The 15,004-nt window shown below is 73.0% G+C and carries 12 protein-coding genes and 1 pseudogene; 1 reads left to right on the top strand and 12 read right to left on the bottom strand.

Annotation, left to right across the window (positions count from 1 at the left end; translation table 11 throughout):
- Positions 1 to 66: 66 nt before the first annotated feature.
- From D0D15_RS32780 to glmS, 12 genes and pseudogenes are all read right to left on the bottom strand, one after another.
- The gene (locus D0D15_RS32780; protein ID WP_115945005.1) at positions 67 to 1,071 is read right to left on the bottom strand and encodes a zinc-dependent alcohol dehydrogenase; all 1,005 of its coding nucleotides are present in this window, start codon (positions 1,069 to 1,071) and stop codon (positions 67 to 69) included.
- A complete protein-coding gene (gene tsaE / locus D0D15_RS32775; protein ID WP_094003942.1) occupies positions 1,071 to 1,529 on the bottom strand; it encodes a tRNA (adenosine(37)-N6)-threonylcarbamoyltransferase complex ATPase subunit type 1 TsaE in 459 nt (152 codons plus the stop codon). The genes D0D15_RS32780 and tsaE overlap by 1 nt, the downstream gene beginning before the upstream one ends.
- Positions 1,526 to 2,623 (bottom strand): alpha/beta fold hydrolase, encoded by a 1,098-nt coding sequence (locus tag D0D15_RS32770; protein WP_162830712.1) that lies wholly within the window; start codon positions 2,621 to 2,623, stop codon positions 1,526 to 1,528. The genes tsaE and D0D15_RS32770 overlap by 4 nt, the downstream gene beginning before the upstream one ends.
- Positions 2,623 to 3,747, bottom strand: a complete 1,125-nt coding sequence (alr, locus tag D0D15_RS32765) for an alanine racemase (RefSeq protein WP_094003941.1) — start codon at positions 3,745 to 3,747, stop codon at positions 2,623 to 2,625. The genes D0D15_RS32770 and alr overlap by 1 nt, the downstream gene beginning before the upstream one ends.
- 84 nt (positions 3,748 to 3,831) lie before the next feature.
- A complete protein-coding gene (gene xylB / locus D0D15_RS32760; protein WP_115945004.1) occupies positions 3,832 to 5,244 on the bottom strand; it encodes a xylulokinase in 1,413 nt (470 codons plus the stop codon).
- Positions 5,241 to 6,032 (bottom strand): DeoR/GlpR family DNA-binding transcription regulator, encoded by a 792-nt coding sequence (locus tag D0D15_RS32755; RefSeq protein ID WP_094003939.1) that lies wholly within the window; start codon positions 6,030 to 6,032, stop codon positions 5,241 to 5,243. The genes xylB and D0D15_RS32755 overlap by 4 nt, the downstream gene beginning before the upstream one ends.
- Positions 6,025 to 7,044 (bottom strand): NAD(P)-dependent alcohol dehydrogenase, encoded by a 1,020-nt coding sequence (locus D0D15_RS32750; RefSeq protein WP_094003938.1) that lies wholly within the window; start codon positions 7,042 to 7,044, stop codon positions 6,025 to 6,027. Before D0D15_RS32750 ends, D0D15_RS32755 begins: the two co-directional genes overlap by 8 nt.
- Position 7,045: 1 nt before the next feature.
- Positions 7,046 to 7,894, bottom strand: a complete 849-nt coding sequence (locus tag D0D15_RS32745; RefSeq protein WP_094003937.1) for a carbohydrate ABC transporter permease — start codon at positions 7,892 to 7,894, stop codon at positions 7,046 to 7,048.
- On the bottom strand, positions 7,891 to 8,811 hold the full coding sequence (locus D0D15_RS32740; protein WP_233157102.1) for a carbohydrate ABC transporter permease: 921 nt from the start codon (positions 8,809 to 8,811) through the stop codon (positions 7,891 to 7,893). The genes D0D15_RS32745 and D0D15_RS32740 overlap by 4 nt, the downstream gene beginning before the upstream one ends.
- Positions 8,808 to 10,268, bottom strand: a complete 1,461-nt coding sequence (locus tag D0D15_RS32735; RefSeq protein ID WP_094003935.1) for an extracellular solute-binding protein — start codon at positions 10,266 to 10,268, stop codon at positions 8,808 to 8,810. Before D0D15_RS32735 ends, D0D15_RS32740 begins: the two co-directional genes overlap by 4 nt.
- Before the next feature lie 278 nt (positions 10,269 to 10,546).
- A pseudogene (locus D0D15_RS32730) lies at positions 10,547 to 11,986 on the bottom strand (NAD(P)H-hydrate dehydratase).
- Between the two features lie 10 nt (positions 11,987 to 11,996).
- Positions 11,997 to 13,859, bottom strand: coding sequence for a glutamine--fructose-6-phosphate transaminase (isomerizing) (glmS, locus tag D0D15_RS32725; protein WP_094003933.1), 1,863 nt, complete (start codon positions 13,857 to 13,859; stop codon positions 11,997 to 11,999).
- 121 nt (positions 13,860 to 13,980) lie between these two features.
- On the opposite strand from glmS, the gene D0D15_RS32720 reads away from it, so the two are divergent.
- A complete protein-coding gene (locus D0D15_RS32720) occupies positions 13,981 to 14,793 on the top strand; it encodes a dienelactone hydrolase family protein (protein WP_094003932.1) in 813 nt (270 codons plus the stop codon).
- Positions 14,794 to 15,004 lie beyond the last annotated feature (211 nt).

Below are 15,004 nucleotides of genomic sequence, written 5' to 3'. Positions count from 1 at the left end.
GCGTGGGACTCGCGCGCCGGAGCGTGGGACTCGCCGCCTGAGGCGGGAGGCGTGCGGGGGTGGTGGTCAGTGGTGTAGGAGGACCTTGCCGGCGTCGGCGGCGGGGTCTTCCAGCACGCGCAGCGCGCGGTCGGCCTCCTCGAGCGGGAACTCGTGCGTGATCAGTGGCGCCGGGTCCAGCACGCCCGTCGAAAAAGCCCTCACCGCGTGCGTCCAGGCTCGCGACGGTGCGCCGAACACCGTGTGCACCGTCACCGCGGCCGTCACCAGGTCCGCGGGCGCGATCGGTTCCGTCTCGTGGCCCGCCAGGCCCGTCAGCACGACCCGGCCACCGCGGCGGCACATCCGCACCGCCAGCGCGCCCGTGCCCGGCGCGCTGTCCGCCTCCACCACCACGTCGAACCCGCCCGGCGCCGCGCCCGGGCTGTAGAAACCGGAAGCGCCGCAGAAGCGGGACGCCACAGCCGCCCGGGACGCCCGCGGGTCCACCACGACCAGCTCCGCCGGGCCGCTCGCCGCCAGCAGCTGGGTCGCCAGCAGCCCGAGCGTCCCGCCGCCGATCACCGCCACCCGCTCGCCCGGCACGACCGCCGCGAGCAGCGTCGCCGCCGCCATGCACGCCGCCGGCTCCAGCAACGCGGCCGCGCGCAGGTCGGCGCCCTCGGGCAGGACGTGCAGCAACCGCGCGGGCAACCGCAGCTCCTCGGCCCACGCGCCGGGCTGGGTGAACCCCGTCTCGTCGTACTCGGCCAGGCACAGGGTCGTGTCGCCGCGCCGGCACGGGGCACACCGGCCGCAGTTGCGGAACCCCTCGCCCACCACCGGCTTGCCCAGCAGCTCCGGATCCGTGCCCGGCCCCAGCTCGACGACCGTCCCGGACCACTCGTGCCCCGGCACCACCGGGTACCGCACGAACCCCTCCGGCCGCGTCCCGGCCAGCACCTCGCGGTCCGACCCGCAGATCCCCGCCCACTCGACGCGCACGACGACCTCGCCGTGGCCGGGATCCTCCGGCTCGGCACGCACGACGCGCAGCTTGCCCGGGCTCTCGACGACGACCGCGCGCCCCATCAGCCCACCAGCTCGGGTACCCGCTCGACCCACGAACCGTGCGGTTCCAAGGTCATTTCCCGCACGTCGTCGGGCCTGCGAACGAGCCGCACCACCAGGTAGTCCGACGACAGCCGCTCCGCCGAACCCTCGCCCCACTCGACGACGACCGCCGCCGAGTCCAGGTCGGTGTCCAGGTCCAGGTCGTCGAGCTGCGTCAGGTCGCCGCCCAGCCGGTAGGCGTCCACGTGCACCAGCGCCACGCCCCGCTCCCCCGCCGGGTGCACCCGCGCCAGCACGAACGTCGGCGAGCTGACCCGCCCGGACACCCCGAGCCCGGCCGCGATCCCGCGCGTCAGCACGGTCTTGCCCGCGCCGAGCGGCCCGGCGAGCAGGACGACGTCGCCCGCCCGCAGCGTGCGGCCGAGCGACTCGCCGAACGCCACCGTGTCCTCGGCCGTCGGCAACTGGATGCTCATTGGTTCAACCACCGCCACATCCGGCGCGGGCGGGACTCGTCGGTCACGCCGGCGCATCGCTGTACCAGGTCGATGAGGTGGCTGTTGACCACCTCGGGCTGTTCGAGCTGCACCATGTGCCCGGCGCCGCGCACCCGCACCAGCTCGGCGTCGGGCAGTTCGGCCGCGATGCGCTCGGCGTGCGAGTACGGCGTGAACCGGTCGGTGTCGGCGCCGATCACCAGCACGTGCGCGTGCTTCAGACCGGCCAGCGCGGCGTACCGGTTGTGGCTGCCGAGGGTGTCGACGAACCCGACCAGCTCCTTCACCGGCGTCACCGCCAGCATTTCCAGCATGAAGTCGACCACGCGCGGGTCGACGTCGCGAGAGCCGAACGCGAGCAGCCGCACCGCCTGCCGGGTCAGTTGCCCGCCCGCGGCGCGCACGAACTCGACCAGCCCCGGCTGCCACCCGGCGAGCTCGCCGACGCCGCGGGTGAGCGGGTTGTACTTGGACAGCAGCCCGCGCGGCAGGCCCTTGCGGCCCACCTCGCCCGCCGCGGTGGCGATGAACGCGACCCCGCAGACGCGGTCGGCGAACAGGTCCGGGTTCTGCTGGGCCAGCTCCATGACCACCATGCCGCCCATGGAGTGGCCCATGAGCACGATCGGCCCCTCCGCCGCGGCCGCGCGCAGCACCGCGTCGAGGTCGCGGGCCAGCTGCTCGATGGTGCTGGCCTTTTCGCTCGCCGGGCCGGACGTGCCGTGCCCGCGGTGGTCGTAGTAGACCTGCCGGACCCGCGGCAACGTGAGCGACGCCAGGTCACGGCGCTGGAAGTGCCAGCTCAGCTGCGACAACGCGAACCCGTGCACGCCGACCACGGTCAGTTCGGGCTTGCCGCCGTCGGCCGGGTCGATCTCGGACACCGACAGCGGGGTGCCGTCGTCGGCGGCGACGGTGGAGGTGCGGTCCGGGTCCAGGGTGCCCAGTGGCGCGGCGGCGAGGTGGTCGCGCTGGCGCTGCTGCTGGGCGGTCACCGCGATGGTGGCCGCCGCGGTGCCGGTGACCAGCGCGACGGCACCGCCGAGCACGGTGAGCATCCGGCGGGACACCATCAGACGTCCTCCCCCAGGTACCGCCGCCGGATCCGCGGCCGGTACATGCCGGTGACGATCTCGTAGTCGATGGTGCCGATCTTGTCGGCCCATTCGCGCGCGGTCGGCTCGCCGTTCGCGCCGTCGCCGAACAGGACCACCTCGGCGCCCAGCGGCGGCTCGTCGTCACCGCAGTCCACGACCAGCTGGTCCATGCACACGCGCCCGGCGACCGGGCGGCGTTTGCCGTGCAGCCACACGTCCATCCGGCCGGACAGCGTGCGCGGCACCCCGTCGGCGTAGCCGGTGGGCACGAGCGCCAGCGTGGTGTCGCGCTGCGCGGTCCACGTGTGTCCATAGGAGACGGACTCGCCGGCGCGGATCCGTTTGGTGAGCACGACCGAGGACCGGAACGTCATGACCGGGCGCAGGTCCTCGGGCTCCGGGTCGGGGTTGAGTCCGTAGATCGCGATGCCCGGGCGGACGAGGTCGAAGTGCAGGTCCGGCCGGTTCAGCGTGGCGGCCGAGTTCGCCAGGTGCCGCAACGGGTTCAGGCCGGCTTCGCGGGCGATCCCATACGCCGCGGCGAAGCGGTCGGTCTGCCGGTCGATCGACGGGTGGCCGGGCTCGTCGGCGCACGCGAGGTGCGACCAGATCGCGACGACCTCGACGGCCGGCTCCGCGGCGGCCTCCTTGACCAGGGCGGGCCAGTCCGCGGCGGGACAGCCGTTGCGAGACAGGCCGGTGTCGATCTTCAGGTGCACGCGGGCTTTCTTCCCGGCCCGGCGGGCGGCTTCGGCGATGCGGGCCAGTTCGTGGAGCGAGCCGGCCGAGAGGTCGACGTCCGCGGCGATGCCCGGGGCGAAGTCGGTGGCCGGCAGGTCGAGCCAGGTGAGCAGCGGCGCGGTGATGCCCGCCGCGCGCAGGGTGAGCGCCTCGTCCAGGGAACAGGCCCCGAGCCAGGTGGCGCCGGCCTGCAGCGCGGCCCGCGCGACGGGGACGGCGCCGTGGCCGTAGCCGTCGGCCTTGACGACCGCCATCGTGGCGGCACCGGAAGCCGCCGCCCGGCTCGCGAGCAGGGCGACGTTGTGGCGCAGGGCAGCCAGGTCGACGACAACCTCGGCACGGGGGGAATCGGGACTCATCGGGGCCCATTTTCCCACGTCCGGGCTACCGGGTGCGGTGCGGGCGGGAACGGCGCCCGTGGTGGTGGTCACCGCCGAACGTCCTCAGGCCCCCTGCACCGGCACGTTGTGCACCAGCTGCCGCACCGCGAGGTGGCGTCCGCGGATCTCGTCGCCCGCCTCCGGTGACGCCGGCTGCTCCAGCGTCACCTGCGCCTTCGCCTCCCAGGCCGGTGGCTCGGCGCCGCCGGCGAGTGCCCAGGCGGCCTGGCGCGCGGCGCCCAGGGCCACGTGCTCGGCCGGCTGCGGCACCACCACCGGCACCCCGAACACGACCGGCGCGATCGCCCGCACCGCCTCGGACTGGGCCGCGCCGCCGATCAGCAGCACCCGCCGCGCGGACAGGCCCTGCGCCGCCACCGCGTCCAGCCCCGCCGAGAGCCCGCACAGCATGCCCTCGACCGCGGCCCGCGCCAGGTTCTCCGGCGTCATGTTGCCCCGGCGCAGCCCGTGCAGCGAACCGGCCGCCGTGGGCAGGTTCGGGGTGCGCTCGCCGTCCAGGTACGGCAGCAGCGTCAGGCCCTCCGCGCCGGGCGGGGCCGCCAACGCCAGCCGGTCGAGCCCGGCCAGGTCGGTGCCCAGCATCCCGGCGGTCGCGGTCAGCACGCGCGCCGCGTTGAGCGTGCAGGCCAGCGGCAGGAACCGCCCGGTCGCGTCGGCGAACCCGGCGACCAGCCCGGTGGCGTCCGCGGGCGCCGTCTCGGACACGCCGAACACCGTCCCGCTCGTGCCGAGCGACACCACGACGTCGCCCTCGCCGAGGCCCAGCGCCAGCGCCGCGGCCATGTTGTCGCCGGTGCCCGCCGAGACCAGCACCCCGTCCGGTGTCCGCCCGGCCGCCTCCGCCGGGCCCAGCACCCGCGGCAGCTCCGGGTCCCGTCCGCCGAACGCGTGCTTGAGGATGTCCCGCCGGTACACGCCGTCCGCGGGCGAGAAGTACCCGGTGCCGGACGCGTCGCCGCGGTCGGTCACCGCCTCGCCGCCGGTCAGCCGCCAGGTCAGCCAGTCGTGCGGCAGCACCACGCGCGCCACCCGGTCGGCCAGCTCGGGCTCGTGCTCCGCCAGCCACCGCAGCTTCGTCACCGTGAAGCTGGCGACCGGAACCAGGCCGACCGCCTCCGCCCACGCCGCCGGGCCGCCCAGCTCGCGCACCAGGTCCTCGGCCGCCTGACCGGACCGCGTGTCGTTCCACAGCAACGCCGGGCGCACGACCTCGCCGTCCTCGTCGAGGGTCACCATGCCGTGCTGCTGACCGCCGACGCCCAGCGCCTGGACGTCGTCCAGCAACCCGTCGCTCGCCTCGGTGAAGGCCCGCCACCACTCGCGCGGGTCCACCTCGGTCGCGTCCGGGTGCGCGGCGCGGCCGGTGCGCACCACGGCGCCGGTCCCCGCGTCGCAGACGACGATCTTGGTGGACTGCGTGGAGGAGTCGACCCCGGCCACGAGCTTGTCCGTCATGCGTCCTCCTGGAGTTGCGCCACCAGCACTTCCACGCCGAGCGCGCGCATCGCGGCGATCTCCTCGGCGGGCGTCTCGTCGTCGGTGATCACCACGTCGTAGGCGCTCACGTCACCGTAGTCGTAGGTGGCGGTGCGGCCGAACTTCGAATGGTCGACCACCAGCACGTTGCGGTTCGACGCGGCCAGCGCGGCCGTCTTGAGGTCCGCGTAGTCGCGCACCGGGTGGTAAAGCCGGCCACCGGCGACCGCGGTCGCGGAGACCAACCCGACGTCGGCCCGCATCCGGCCGAGCGCGGCGACCGTGTCCGGGCCGGCACACGAGTCGAACTCGGTGTAGCGGCCGCCGAGCAGCAGCACCTCGACGCCCTCGGCCTCGCCGAGGATCCGCGCCTCCTCCAGCGAGTTGGTGATCACCACCAGCCGCCCCAGCTCCGGGAAACGCCGGACCAGCGGGAACAGGGTCGTCGAATCGTCGACGAACACCGTCTGCCCCGCGGTGACCTGCTCGAACGCCAGCGCCGACAACGCTTCCTTCACCGGCAGGTTGAGGGTCTCCCGGAAGCGCTTCGCCGTCTCCATGGTCAGCGCCGGGTAGGCCGCGACCTTGCCGCGCAGCTTGCGCAACAGCCGCCGCTCGGCGAGGTCGTCGAGGTCGCGGTGCATCGTCATCAGGCTGACCCCGAACTGCTCGGTCAGCTGGTCGATGCGTACCTCACCGCAGTCGATCACGTGCCGCAGGACCTCCTGGCGGCGCTGCTCGACCTCGGCGTCGGACGGCCTAGGCACGCACCACCGCCTTGATCACCGAGTCGTCCTTGGCGGCGATGGTGAGCGCCTGCTCGACCTCGTCCAGGCCGAACCGGTGGGTGACCAGGCGGTCCAGGTCGACCTCGCCGCCGGCGGCCAGCGCGATCGCCGTCGGCCAGGTGTTCGCGTAGCGGAAGGTGCCGGTGACCTCCAGCTCGAAGTTCTGCACGTGCGCCAGCGGCAGCGGGATCTCGTCGCCGCCCATGCCGATCAGCACGACCCGGCCGGCGCGCGCCACCGTGCGGATCGCCTGGCCCGCGGCGGCCGGGACGCCCGAGCATTCGAGCAGCACGTCCGGCTCGAACCCGGCGCCGGCCAGGCTCTCCCGCGACACGTCGATCGTCGCGGTCGCGCCCAGCTCCTCCGCCACCTGGAGGCGGCGCGGGTTGACGTCGGTGACGACGACCTCGCTCGCGCCGAACGCCCGCGCGGTCTGGGTCGCGACCAGGCCGATCGGACCGGCCCCGGTGATCAGCACGCGGCTGCCCGGCGCGATGCGGGACTTGCGGCTCGCCCACACGCCCACCGACAGCGGTTCGAGCAGGCCGGCCGCGTCGTCGCTGAGCGCGTCGGGCACCGGGTGCGCGAAGTCCTCGCGCAGCACGACATACTCGCAGAACGCGCCGTCGATCGGCGGGGTGCCGAAGAACCGCATGCGCGGGCACAGGTTGTAGCGGCCGGCCTTGCACTCGCCGCACACCGAGCACGGCACACCCGGTTCGAGGGCGACGCGCGCGCCGATCTCGTGCCGCCGCGCGTCGCTGCCGCGGGCCACCACCACGCCGCTGGGCTCGTGCCCGAGGACCAGGGGCTGCTCGACGACGAAGTCCCCGATGCGGCCGTGCTCGTAGTAGTGCACGTCGGAACCGCAGGTGCCGACGGAGGCGACCCGGATCAGCACCTCGTCCGGCGCGGGCCGCGGCACCGGCCGCTCCTCGATCCGGATGTCGTGGATCCCGTACAGCACGGCGACCTTCATCGTCGCGGGCACATCACTCACCTGTCACGGCTCCCAGCGTCAGGCCGGTGACCAGCCACCGGCGCACGGCGAGACCGGCCACGATCATCGGCAACACCACAATAGTGCCGATCGCCGTGAGCTGGCCCCAGTCGATTCCCGTCTGCGTCACGAGCTGGTCGGCGGCGATCGGCAGGGTCTGCGAGTGCGGACCACCGAACACCAGCGCGAACGCGTAGTCGTTCCAGGAGAACACCAGGCACAGCACGAAGGTGGTCACCAGGCCCGACTTGGTCAGCGGCAGCACGACGTACCAGAACGCCTGCCACCGCGTGCAGCCCGCGACCAGCGCGGACTCCTCCACCGACGGCGGCACCTCGGCGAAGAACGCACTCATCAGCCAGATCGCGAACGGCAGGTTGAACGTCAGGTACGCCAGGATCAGCCCGGGGATGCTGTCGATCAGGTTCGCGCCGCGGAACAGCAGGAACAGCGGCAGCACCACGACCGCGATCGGCGCCATCCGGGTCGAGATGATCCAGAACGCCACGTGCTTCTTGGCGCGCATCCGGGTGCCGGCGAGCCCGTACCCGGCCAGCGCGCCGATCGCGACCGCGAGCACCGAGGAGATGCCGGAGGCGAGCACGCTGTGCCAGATGTAGGGGCCGAGGTTGTTGGCCCCGGTGAACAGGCTGCGGTAGTTCTCCAGCGTAGGCTGGAACAGGAACTCCGGCTCCGCGGCGGTCACGTCCACATCGGACTTGAACGAGGACGCGACCATCCACACCAGCGGCACCAGTGTCCACAGCAGACCGAGGAGCACCACCACGCGGACGCCCAGCCGGGCGCGCAGCGGGGTGCGGTCGATGGCGCTCGTCGTCATCGGGTCAGCCCCTTCCTGTCCAGTACCCGGACGAACGCCCGCGCGATGAGGATCGTCACGACGAGCATGACGAGCCCGATCACCGCGGCGTAGCCGAGGTCGAAGAAGCGGAAAGCCGTTTCGTACAACCGGATCGGCACCGTCTTGGTCGCGTCCGCGGGGCCGCCGTTGGTGGTGACGCTGATGATGTCGAAGTAGCGGATCGCGTCCATCGAGCGGATCAGCAGCGCCACCAGCAGCACCCCGGAGATCGAGGGCAGCAGGACGTGCCGGAAGCTCTGCCAGCCGTTCGCGCCGTCCAGCGCCGCGGCCTCGCGGATGCTCTGCGGCACCGCGGTCAGGCCGGCGAGCACGACGAGCGTGATCAGCGGGGTCCACTCCCAGACGTCCATCGCGACCACCGCCAGGAACGCCGACGTGCCGCCGCCGAGGATGTCGCCGTGGTAGCCGACCAGGCCGAGCAGCCACGTGTAGAGGCCGAACGTGGAGTCGGTGAGGAACCGGCCGAGCAGGCCGACGATCACCGGCGCGACGAACATCGGCAGCAGGAACAGCGTCAGCAGCAGGTTGCGGGCACGCACCAGCTTCCACAGGCACAGCGCGAATCCCAGGCCCAGCACCATCTCCAGGCCGACGGTCAGCACGAAGAAGGCGATGGTGCGCAGCCACTGCACCCACAGGTCGAGGTCGCCGAACAGCCGCGCCCAGTAGGTCAGTCCGACGTTGTCGAACACGACTCCGCCGAGCAGGTGCACGCGCGAGAAGCTCATCGCGATGATCGTGACCAGCGGGATGACCGACAGCAGCGCGAGCAGGAGCATGCCCGGGGTCATCATCAGGCCGTGGAAGCCGATCCGCTTGCGTGGCTTGGTGTTCCGGGCCGGCGCCTCGGCGGGCGCGTCGAGTGTCGTGGTCATGCCGCCCACCCCCGTGCCGTGATCCGGTCGATCTTCGTGGCCGCGTCACGCATCGTCCCGGCAGGCGAGGAATCCCCGGCGAGCATTTTGGACAGTTGCGTGTAGACGGCGGTGTCGCACTCGTTCCACATCGGGATCTTCGGCCGCAGACCGATGTTCTCCGGCTGCCACGCGGTCGCCACGGCGGGCGCGGCGAGGATGTTCGGCATCGCGGACGGCCGGTGCTCGGCGACGCGGACCTCGGGCAGGTCGTACACGGACTGGCGGGTCGGGGTGCCGCCGCCCGCCTCGCTCTTGAGGTTGGCCAGCTGCGTCTGCGTCGAGGTCGCCCAGAGCACGAACAGCCACGCGGCCATCCGCTCGTTGGGCTGGGTGTTGCCGTTGATGCCGATGCCGCAGCCGCCGAAGTGGTTGGCGGAGCGGACCGGCCCGCGCGGCAGCGGGGCGTAGCCGAAGCGGCCGGGCATGGCCTTCTCGTTGGTGGCCGCGTACTCGTGCCAGTTGACGCACATCGCGATGCGGCCCGAGCTGAGCGCCGGGGCCAGGCCGTTCCAGTCCCAGGTCTTCGACGACGGGTCGGCGATCGACAGGAGCCGCTGGTAGAACTCGGCGGCCGCGATCGCGGCGTCGCTGCCCAGGCGGCACGGGCCGGGGTCGGTGGTGCCGTAGAGGCCGATCTCGGTGCCGCGGTCGAAGTAGTCGCCGCCGTAGGACCACAGCACGTTGGAGAAGTCGCACATCAGCGAGTCGTGCTGTTTGGCCTGGTGGCCGGTGCCGTAGGCGACCTCGTCGGCGTTGTCGGTGAACCACTTCGCGATCCGCAGGTACTCGTCCCAGGTCCGGTCGAGGCCGGGGGTGGGGTCGAAGCCGAGGTCGTCGGCCATCCGCGCGGAGTACTTGTCGAACAGGTCGGCGCGGTACTGCCAGATCATCGTCGGGCAGTCGTAGGGGACGGCGAAGATCTTGTCCCGGTCGCCGAACCGGCCGGCGGCGTCGAGCTGGGTCGGGATGAAGTCGTCCCAGCCGGTGAACTCGGGCAGGCCGGGCTGTCCGGCGAGTTCCCGCAGGTCGACCAGGCCCTTCGAGTAGGGGGCGAGCACCTGGTAGGGGTCGGCGTAGAAGACGTGGTACTGCGATTCGCCGCCGGCCAGGTCGAGCGCGACCTTCTGGACCAGGGCGGACAGCTCCAGCGTGACGATGTTGACGTTGATGCCCGTCAGGTCGGTGAACGGCTTGAGGTTCGCCGCGATCGCCGCGGTGGGGGCGGTGTTCTCCGAGATGAGGTTGATGGTGGCGCCGGCGAACTGGCGCCAGCGGTCGTCGGTGGCGATCCGTGGCGCGTCCTGGCGGGCACCGCAGGCGCCGAGCAGGCCGCCGGTGGCGAGGGCCGCGCCGCCCGCCAGCGCCCCTCTGAGCACCGACCGCCGCGCGAGGCCCCGTGGGGGCGCTCCCGTCATTGGGTTCCTCCGTAGTTGATGGGGACGCCACTTATTTACCAGAGGAACTCGCAGTTGTTAACACATAACTCGATAACTTGATAGGTAAGTTCTCCTACGGGAGCTGTGGGTGATAGTCCGTGTTCAGAGAGCGCCGGCGCGCACCCTCGGCGAGGCTCCCGGAGGCCGGCCGCCCCGCCAGCCACCCTCGCCGCGCGCGAGCAGCGAGCCAATCAACCCGGGCAGCACCCACCCCCGCCCAGACCTGCTGATTGCGCCCCGGGAGCACGCGCTCGGCGTCAGACAGCGCCGGCGCGCACCCTCCGCACGGCATCCGGAATCGCGGCGAGAATCCCCGACGCCGACACCGGCGCCCCGCGTGCCGCGAGGTCCCCGGCCAGCGCATGCACGTACGCCGCACACCCGGCAGCCAGCCACGGGTCCATCCCGCTCGCCAGCAGCGAACCGATCAAGCCGGACAGCACGTCGCCCGAACCGGCCGTCGCCAGCCAGGAGCCGCGGGCGACGTTGACCAGCACCCGGCCGTCCGGGTCGGCGACGATCGTGACGTTGCCCTTGAGCAGCACGACCGCGTCGTACTTGGCCGCGGCCTCCCGCACCGACGCCACCCGGTCCTCGCCCGGCGGCCGGCCCATCAGGCGTTCGAACTCGCCGGCGTGCGGGGTCAGCACCAGCGGCGTGCCCGGGTCGCGGGCGTCCAGGACGTCCGGGCGGTGCGCCATGAGCGTCGTCGCGTCGGCGTCCGCGCACACCGGGACCCCGGCGCCCAGCACGTGGGTGAGCACCTCGCGCCCCTCGCTCCCGGTGCCGATGCCGGGGCCGACCACCCACGCCTGCACCCGCCCGGCGTCGGTCACCGAACCGGTCGCCACGACTTCCGGCCACCGCGACCGCACGACATCCGCCGCCGGGCCGGCGTAGCGCACCATGCCGGAGGTCGCGAGCACCGCCGAACCGGTCGCGAGCACCGCCGCGCCCGGGTAGGTCGCCGAGCCGGCCGCGATGCCGGTCACGCCCTGGCTGTACTTGTCGTCCGCCGGCCCGGGCATCGGCCACGCGCGGCCGACATCGGCGGCGTCCAACTGCGACAGGTCCGGCTCGTCCAGGTCCAGGCCGAGGTCGACCAGCTCGACCCGGCCGCAGCGCGCCGGGTTGAGCACGTGCACCGGTTTGCGGGCGCCGAAGGTCACCGTTCACGTGGTCGTGATCGGCGTCCCCGGCACCACCCCGGTGTCCGGCTCGACGCCGCTGGGCAGGTCGACGGCCAGCACCGGCGCGCGGACGTGCTCGACCAGCGCCGCCGCGTCCGGGCGGAGACCGCCGTGCGCGGACAGGCCGACGATCCCGTCGATCACCAGGTCCGCGCCGTCGAGCACCGCGGGACCGTCCTCGACGGAAGCCACCCGGCCCTTCGCCCGGCGCAACGCGGCCAGCCCGGCGGCGTGCGCCTTCTCCGGCTTGAGCAGGATCGCGGTGACGCTCACATTGCGGCGCCGCAAGAACGCACCCGCCCACAGCGCGTCGCCACCGTTGTTGCCCGCGCCGACCAGCAGCGCGACCCGGCGCCCGGACACCCGCCCGGTGTGCTCGGCCAGCATCTCAGCCGCGTGCACGGAGACCGCGAACGCAGCCTTGTGCATCAACGCGCCTTCGGGCGTGACGGCCAGCAGCTGTTCTTCAGCCGCGCGGATCCGGTCAGTGGTCCAAATGCCTCGCACGCGGCCCTGTCTACTCGACCGTGACGGACTTCGCCAGGTTGCGCGGCTTGTCCACGTCGTAACCACGCGAGCGAGCGATCTCGGCCGACAGCACCTGCAGCGGCACCGTGGACACCAGCGGCTGGAGCAGCGTCGGCACCGCCGGCACCTCGATCAGCTCGTCGGCGAACGGGCGCACCGTGTCATCGCCCTCCTCGGCGATGACGATCGTGCGCGCGCCGCGGGCCTGGATCTCGCTGATGTTGGACACCAGTTTGGCGTGCAGCACGGCGCGGCCCTTCGGCGACGGCATCACGACGACGACCGGCAGGCCCTCCTCGATCAGCGCGATCGGGCCGTGCTTGAGCTCACCGGCGGCGAAGGCCTCCGCGTGCATGTACGCCAGCTCCTTGAGCTTGAGCGCACCCTCCAGCGCGACCGGGTAGCCGACGTGCCTGCCGAGGAACAACACGGCCTTCGAGTCGGCGATGCCGCGGCTCAGCGCTCGCACCTGGTCCACAGTGGACAGCACCTTGTGCACGGCGGCCGGCATGGCCTCCAGCTCGGCGAACTCGCGCGCGACCTCGTCCGGGTACTTGGTGCCGCGGGCCTGCGCCAGCGCGAGGCCGACGAGGTAGTTCGCCGCGATCTGCGACAGGAACGTCTTCGTCGCCGCGACCCCGACCTCCGGCCCGGCGTGCGTGTAGAGCACGGCGTCGGACTCGCGGGGGATCTGCGCGCCGTTGGTGTTGCAGACGGCCAGCACGCGCGCCTTCTGGTCGCGGGCGTGGCGGATCGCTTCGAGCGTGTCGGCGGTCTCCCCGGACTGCGACACGGCGACGACCAGGGTGTCCCGGTCCAGCACCGGGTCGCGGTAGCGGAACTCGCTGGCCAGCTCGACCTCGACCGGCAGGCGGCACCAGTGCTCGATCGCATACTTGGCGACCAGGCCGGAGTGGTAGGCCGAACCGCAGGCCACCACGAACACCTTGTCGACCTCGCGCAGGTCCTGGTCGGACAGGCGCTGCTCGTCGAGGACGATGCGGCCGCGGTCGAAGTGCCCGCGCAGCGTGTTCGCCAGGGCCTCCGGCTGCTCCTCGATCTCCTTGAGCATGAAGTACTCGTGGCCGCCCTTCTCGGCGGCGGAGAGGTCCCAGTTGACCGTGAACGGCTTGCCCTGCGCGGGCTCGCCGGCGAAGTCGGAGATGTCGTAGCCGTCGCGGCTGATGACCACGACCTGGTCCTGTCCCAGCTCGACGGCCTCGCGGGTGTGCTCGATGAAGGCCGACACGTCGGAGGCGACGAAGTGCTCGCCCTCGCCGACGCCCACGACCAGCGGCGACGACCGGCGCGCGGCGACGATCATGTCCGGCTGGTCGGCGTGGGTGACGACCAGGGTGAACGCGCCTTCGAGGCGGCGGCACACGGCCCGGACGCTGGCCGGCAGGTCACCGGCGGTGGGGCCGTCGGCGTAGGCACGGGCCACCAGGTGGGCGGCGGTCTCGGTGTCGGTGTCGCTGGTCATCTCGACACCGTCGGCCTCCAGCTCCGCGCGCAGGGCGGCGAAGTTCTCGATGATGCCGTTGTGCACGACGGCGACGCGCTGCGAGGCGTCCCGGTGCGGGTGCGAGTTGCGGTCGATGGGGGCGCCGTGGGTGGCCCAGCGCGTGTGGCCCATGCCCGCGGTGCCGGCGAACCGGTCGAGGCCGGTTTCGTTGAGCGCCCCCTCCAGGTTGGCCAGGCGGCCCGCCTTGCGTTCGACGGTCAGCGCGCCGGCGCCGTCCAGCACGGCCACCCCGGCCGAGTCATAGCCTCGGTACTCCATCCGGCGCAGCCCGCCGAGCACGACGTCCAGCGCCTGCCGGTGACCGACATATCCCACGATTCCGCACACCCCACCAGCCTAACGAGGGAAACGGTGTGCGCTCCCCCGGCTCATCTCCACCTCGGCGAAACCGCGCTTCCGATGGATGTTGCGCGGCCGTGCCGGGGCGGGCTGCCCTAAGCTCTCGACCATGGTCAGCAAGCCCAAGGAGCTGCTCGAAGAGCTGTCGCACGCGGGACCGCACGAGGTGCTGCGGGGCAACCTCGCGCTCGCCGGATTGCCCGGTGTGGTCTTCACCCCACGAAGCGGCCTCGGGCTGCCGGCCGTCGCGTTCGGCCACGGGTGGCTGCAGCCGCCCGGGCGCTACCGCGGGCTGTTGAGTCACCTCGCGAGCTGGGGCGTCGTGGCCGCGGCGCCCGCGACGCAGCTGGGTCCGCTGCCGTCGCACCGCCTGCTGGCCGCCGACCTGCGCACGACGCTCGACGTGGTGACCGGGGTGCGGCTGGGCCCGGACGCGATCAGCGTGGACCCGGCCCGGCTGGGGCTGGCCGGGCACTCGACGGGCGGCGGTTCAGCGGTGCTGGCCGCGGCTTCCGGCGGGGTGCGCGGGGTGGCGACGTTCGCCGCGGCGCAGACGCTGCCGTCGGCGAGCGCGGCGGCCGTGCGGGTGGTCGTGCCTGGCCTGCACCTGGCCGCGGACGGCGACCTGATGGCACCAGCGGGCGGCAACGCCGAGGCGATAGCGAAGGCGTGGGGCGGGCCGGTCCAGTACCGGAAGGTCGACAAGTCGAGTCATCTGGCGCTGACGGAGGGCAGCCACTGGAGCCAGCGCCTGCTGCACGGAAAGCCGGACCGCCGGACGCAGGTGCTGGTCAGGGCACTGTTCACGGCGTTCTTCCTGACGCACCTGACGGGCACGGACAGGTACCGCCCGTTGCTGGAGTCGGACACGAAGCGCGCCCCGATCGACTTCACCCGCGACGCGTTGCCGGTGGCCGCGTAGGCAGCCGCGGCAGACCCGGCTCGCCCCATCAGGCGAGCCAGCCGCCGCGCCCCCGCGGACCGATCCCGCAGGCACCCCATGCCCCCGGAGCGGGGGCCCCAGCGACCTCGCCCCCAACAGACAAGCCAGCCGCCGCGCGCCCCCGCGGACCGATCCCGCAGGCCATGCCCCTGGAGCGGGGGCCCGCGGCGGCTGGCCTGTCTGTTGGGGG

It is taken from the genome of Amycolatopsis thermalba (assembly GCF_003385215.1).
GTDB classification, from domain to species: Bacteria; Actinomycetota; Actinomycetes; order Mycobacteriales; family Pseudonocardiaceae; genus Amycolatopsis_E; species Amycolatopsis_E thermalba.
This window is presented reverse-complemented; position numbering and strand designations above follow the sequence as displayed.

Excerpts from the sequence above, each read along its gene's own strand:
- D0D15_RS32780 (WP_115945005.1), bottom strand. The coding sequence starts at position 1,071 with ATGGGGCGCGCGGTCGTCGTCGAGAGCCCGGGCAAGCTGCGCGTCGTG.
- tsaE (WP_094003942.1), bottom strand. The coding sequence starts at position 1,529 with ATGAGCATCCAGTTGCCGACGGCCGAGGACACGGTGGCGTTCGGCGAG.
- D0D15_RS32770 (WP_162830712.1), bottom strand. The coding sequence starts at position 2,623 with ATGGTGTCCCGCCGGATGCTCACCGTGCTCGGCGGTGCCGTCGCGCTG.
- alr (WP_094003941.1), bottom strand. The coding sequence starts at position 3,747 with ATGAGTCCCGATTCCCCCCGTGCCGAGGTTGTCGTCGACCTGGCTGCC.
- xylB (WP_115945004.1), bottom strand. The coding sequence starts at position 5,244 with ATGACGGACAAGCTCGTGGCCGGGGTCGACTCCTCCACGCAGTCCACC.
- D0D15_RS32745 (WP_094003937.1), bottom strand. The coding sequence starts at position 7,894 with ATGACGACGAGCGCCATCGACCGCACCCCGCTGCGCGCCCGGCTGGGC.
- D0D15_RS32740 (WP_233157102.1), bottom strand. The coding sequence starts at position 8,811 with ATGACCACGACACTCGACGCGCCCGCCGAGGCGCCGGCCCGGAACACC.
- D0D15_RS32735 (WP_094003935.1), bottom strand. The coding sequence starts at position 10,268 with ATGACGGGAGCGCCCCCACGGGGCCTCGCGCGGCGGTCGGTGCTCAGA.
- D0D15_RS32720 (WP_094003932.1), top strand. The coding sequence starts at position 13,981 with ATGGTCAGCAAGCCCAAGGAGCTGCTCGAAGAGCTGTCGCACGCGGGA.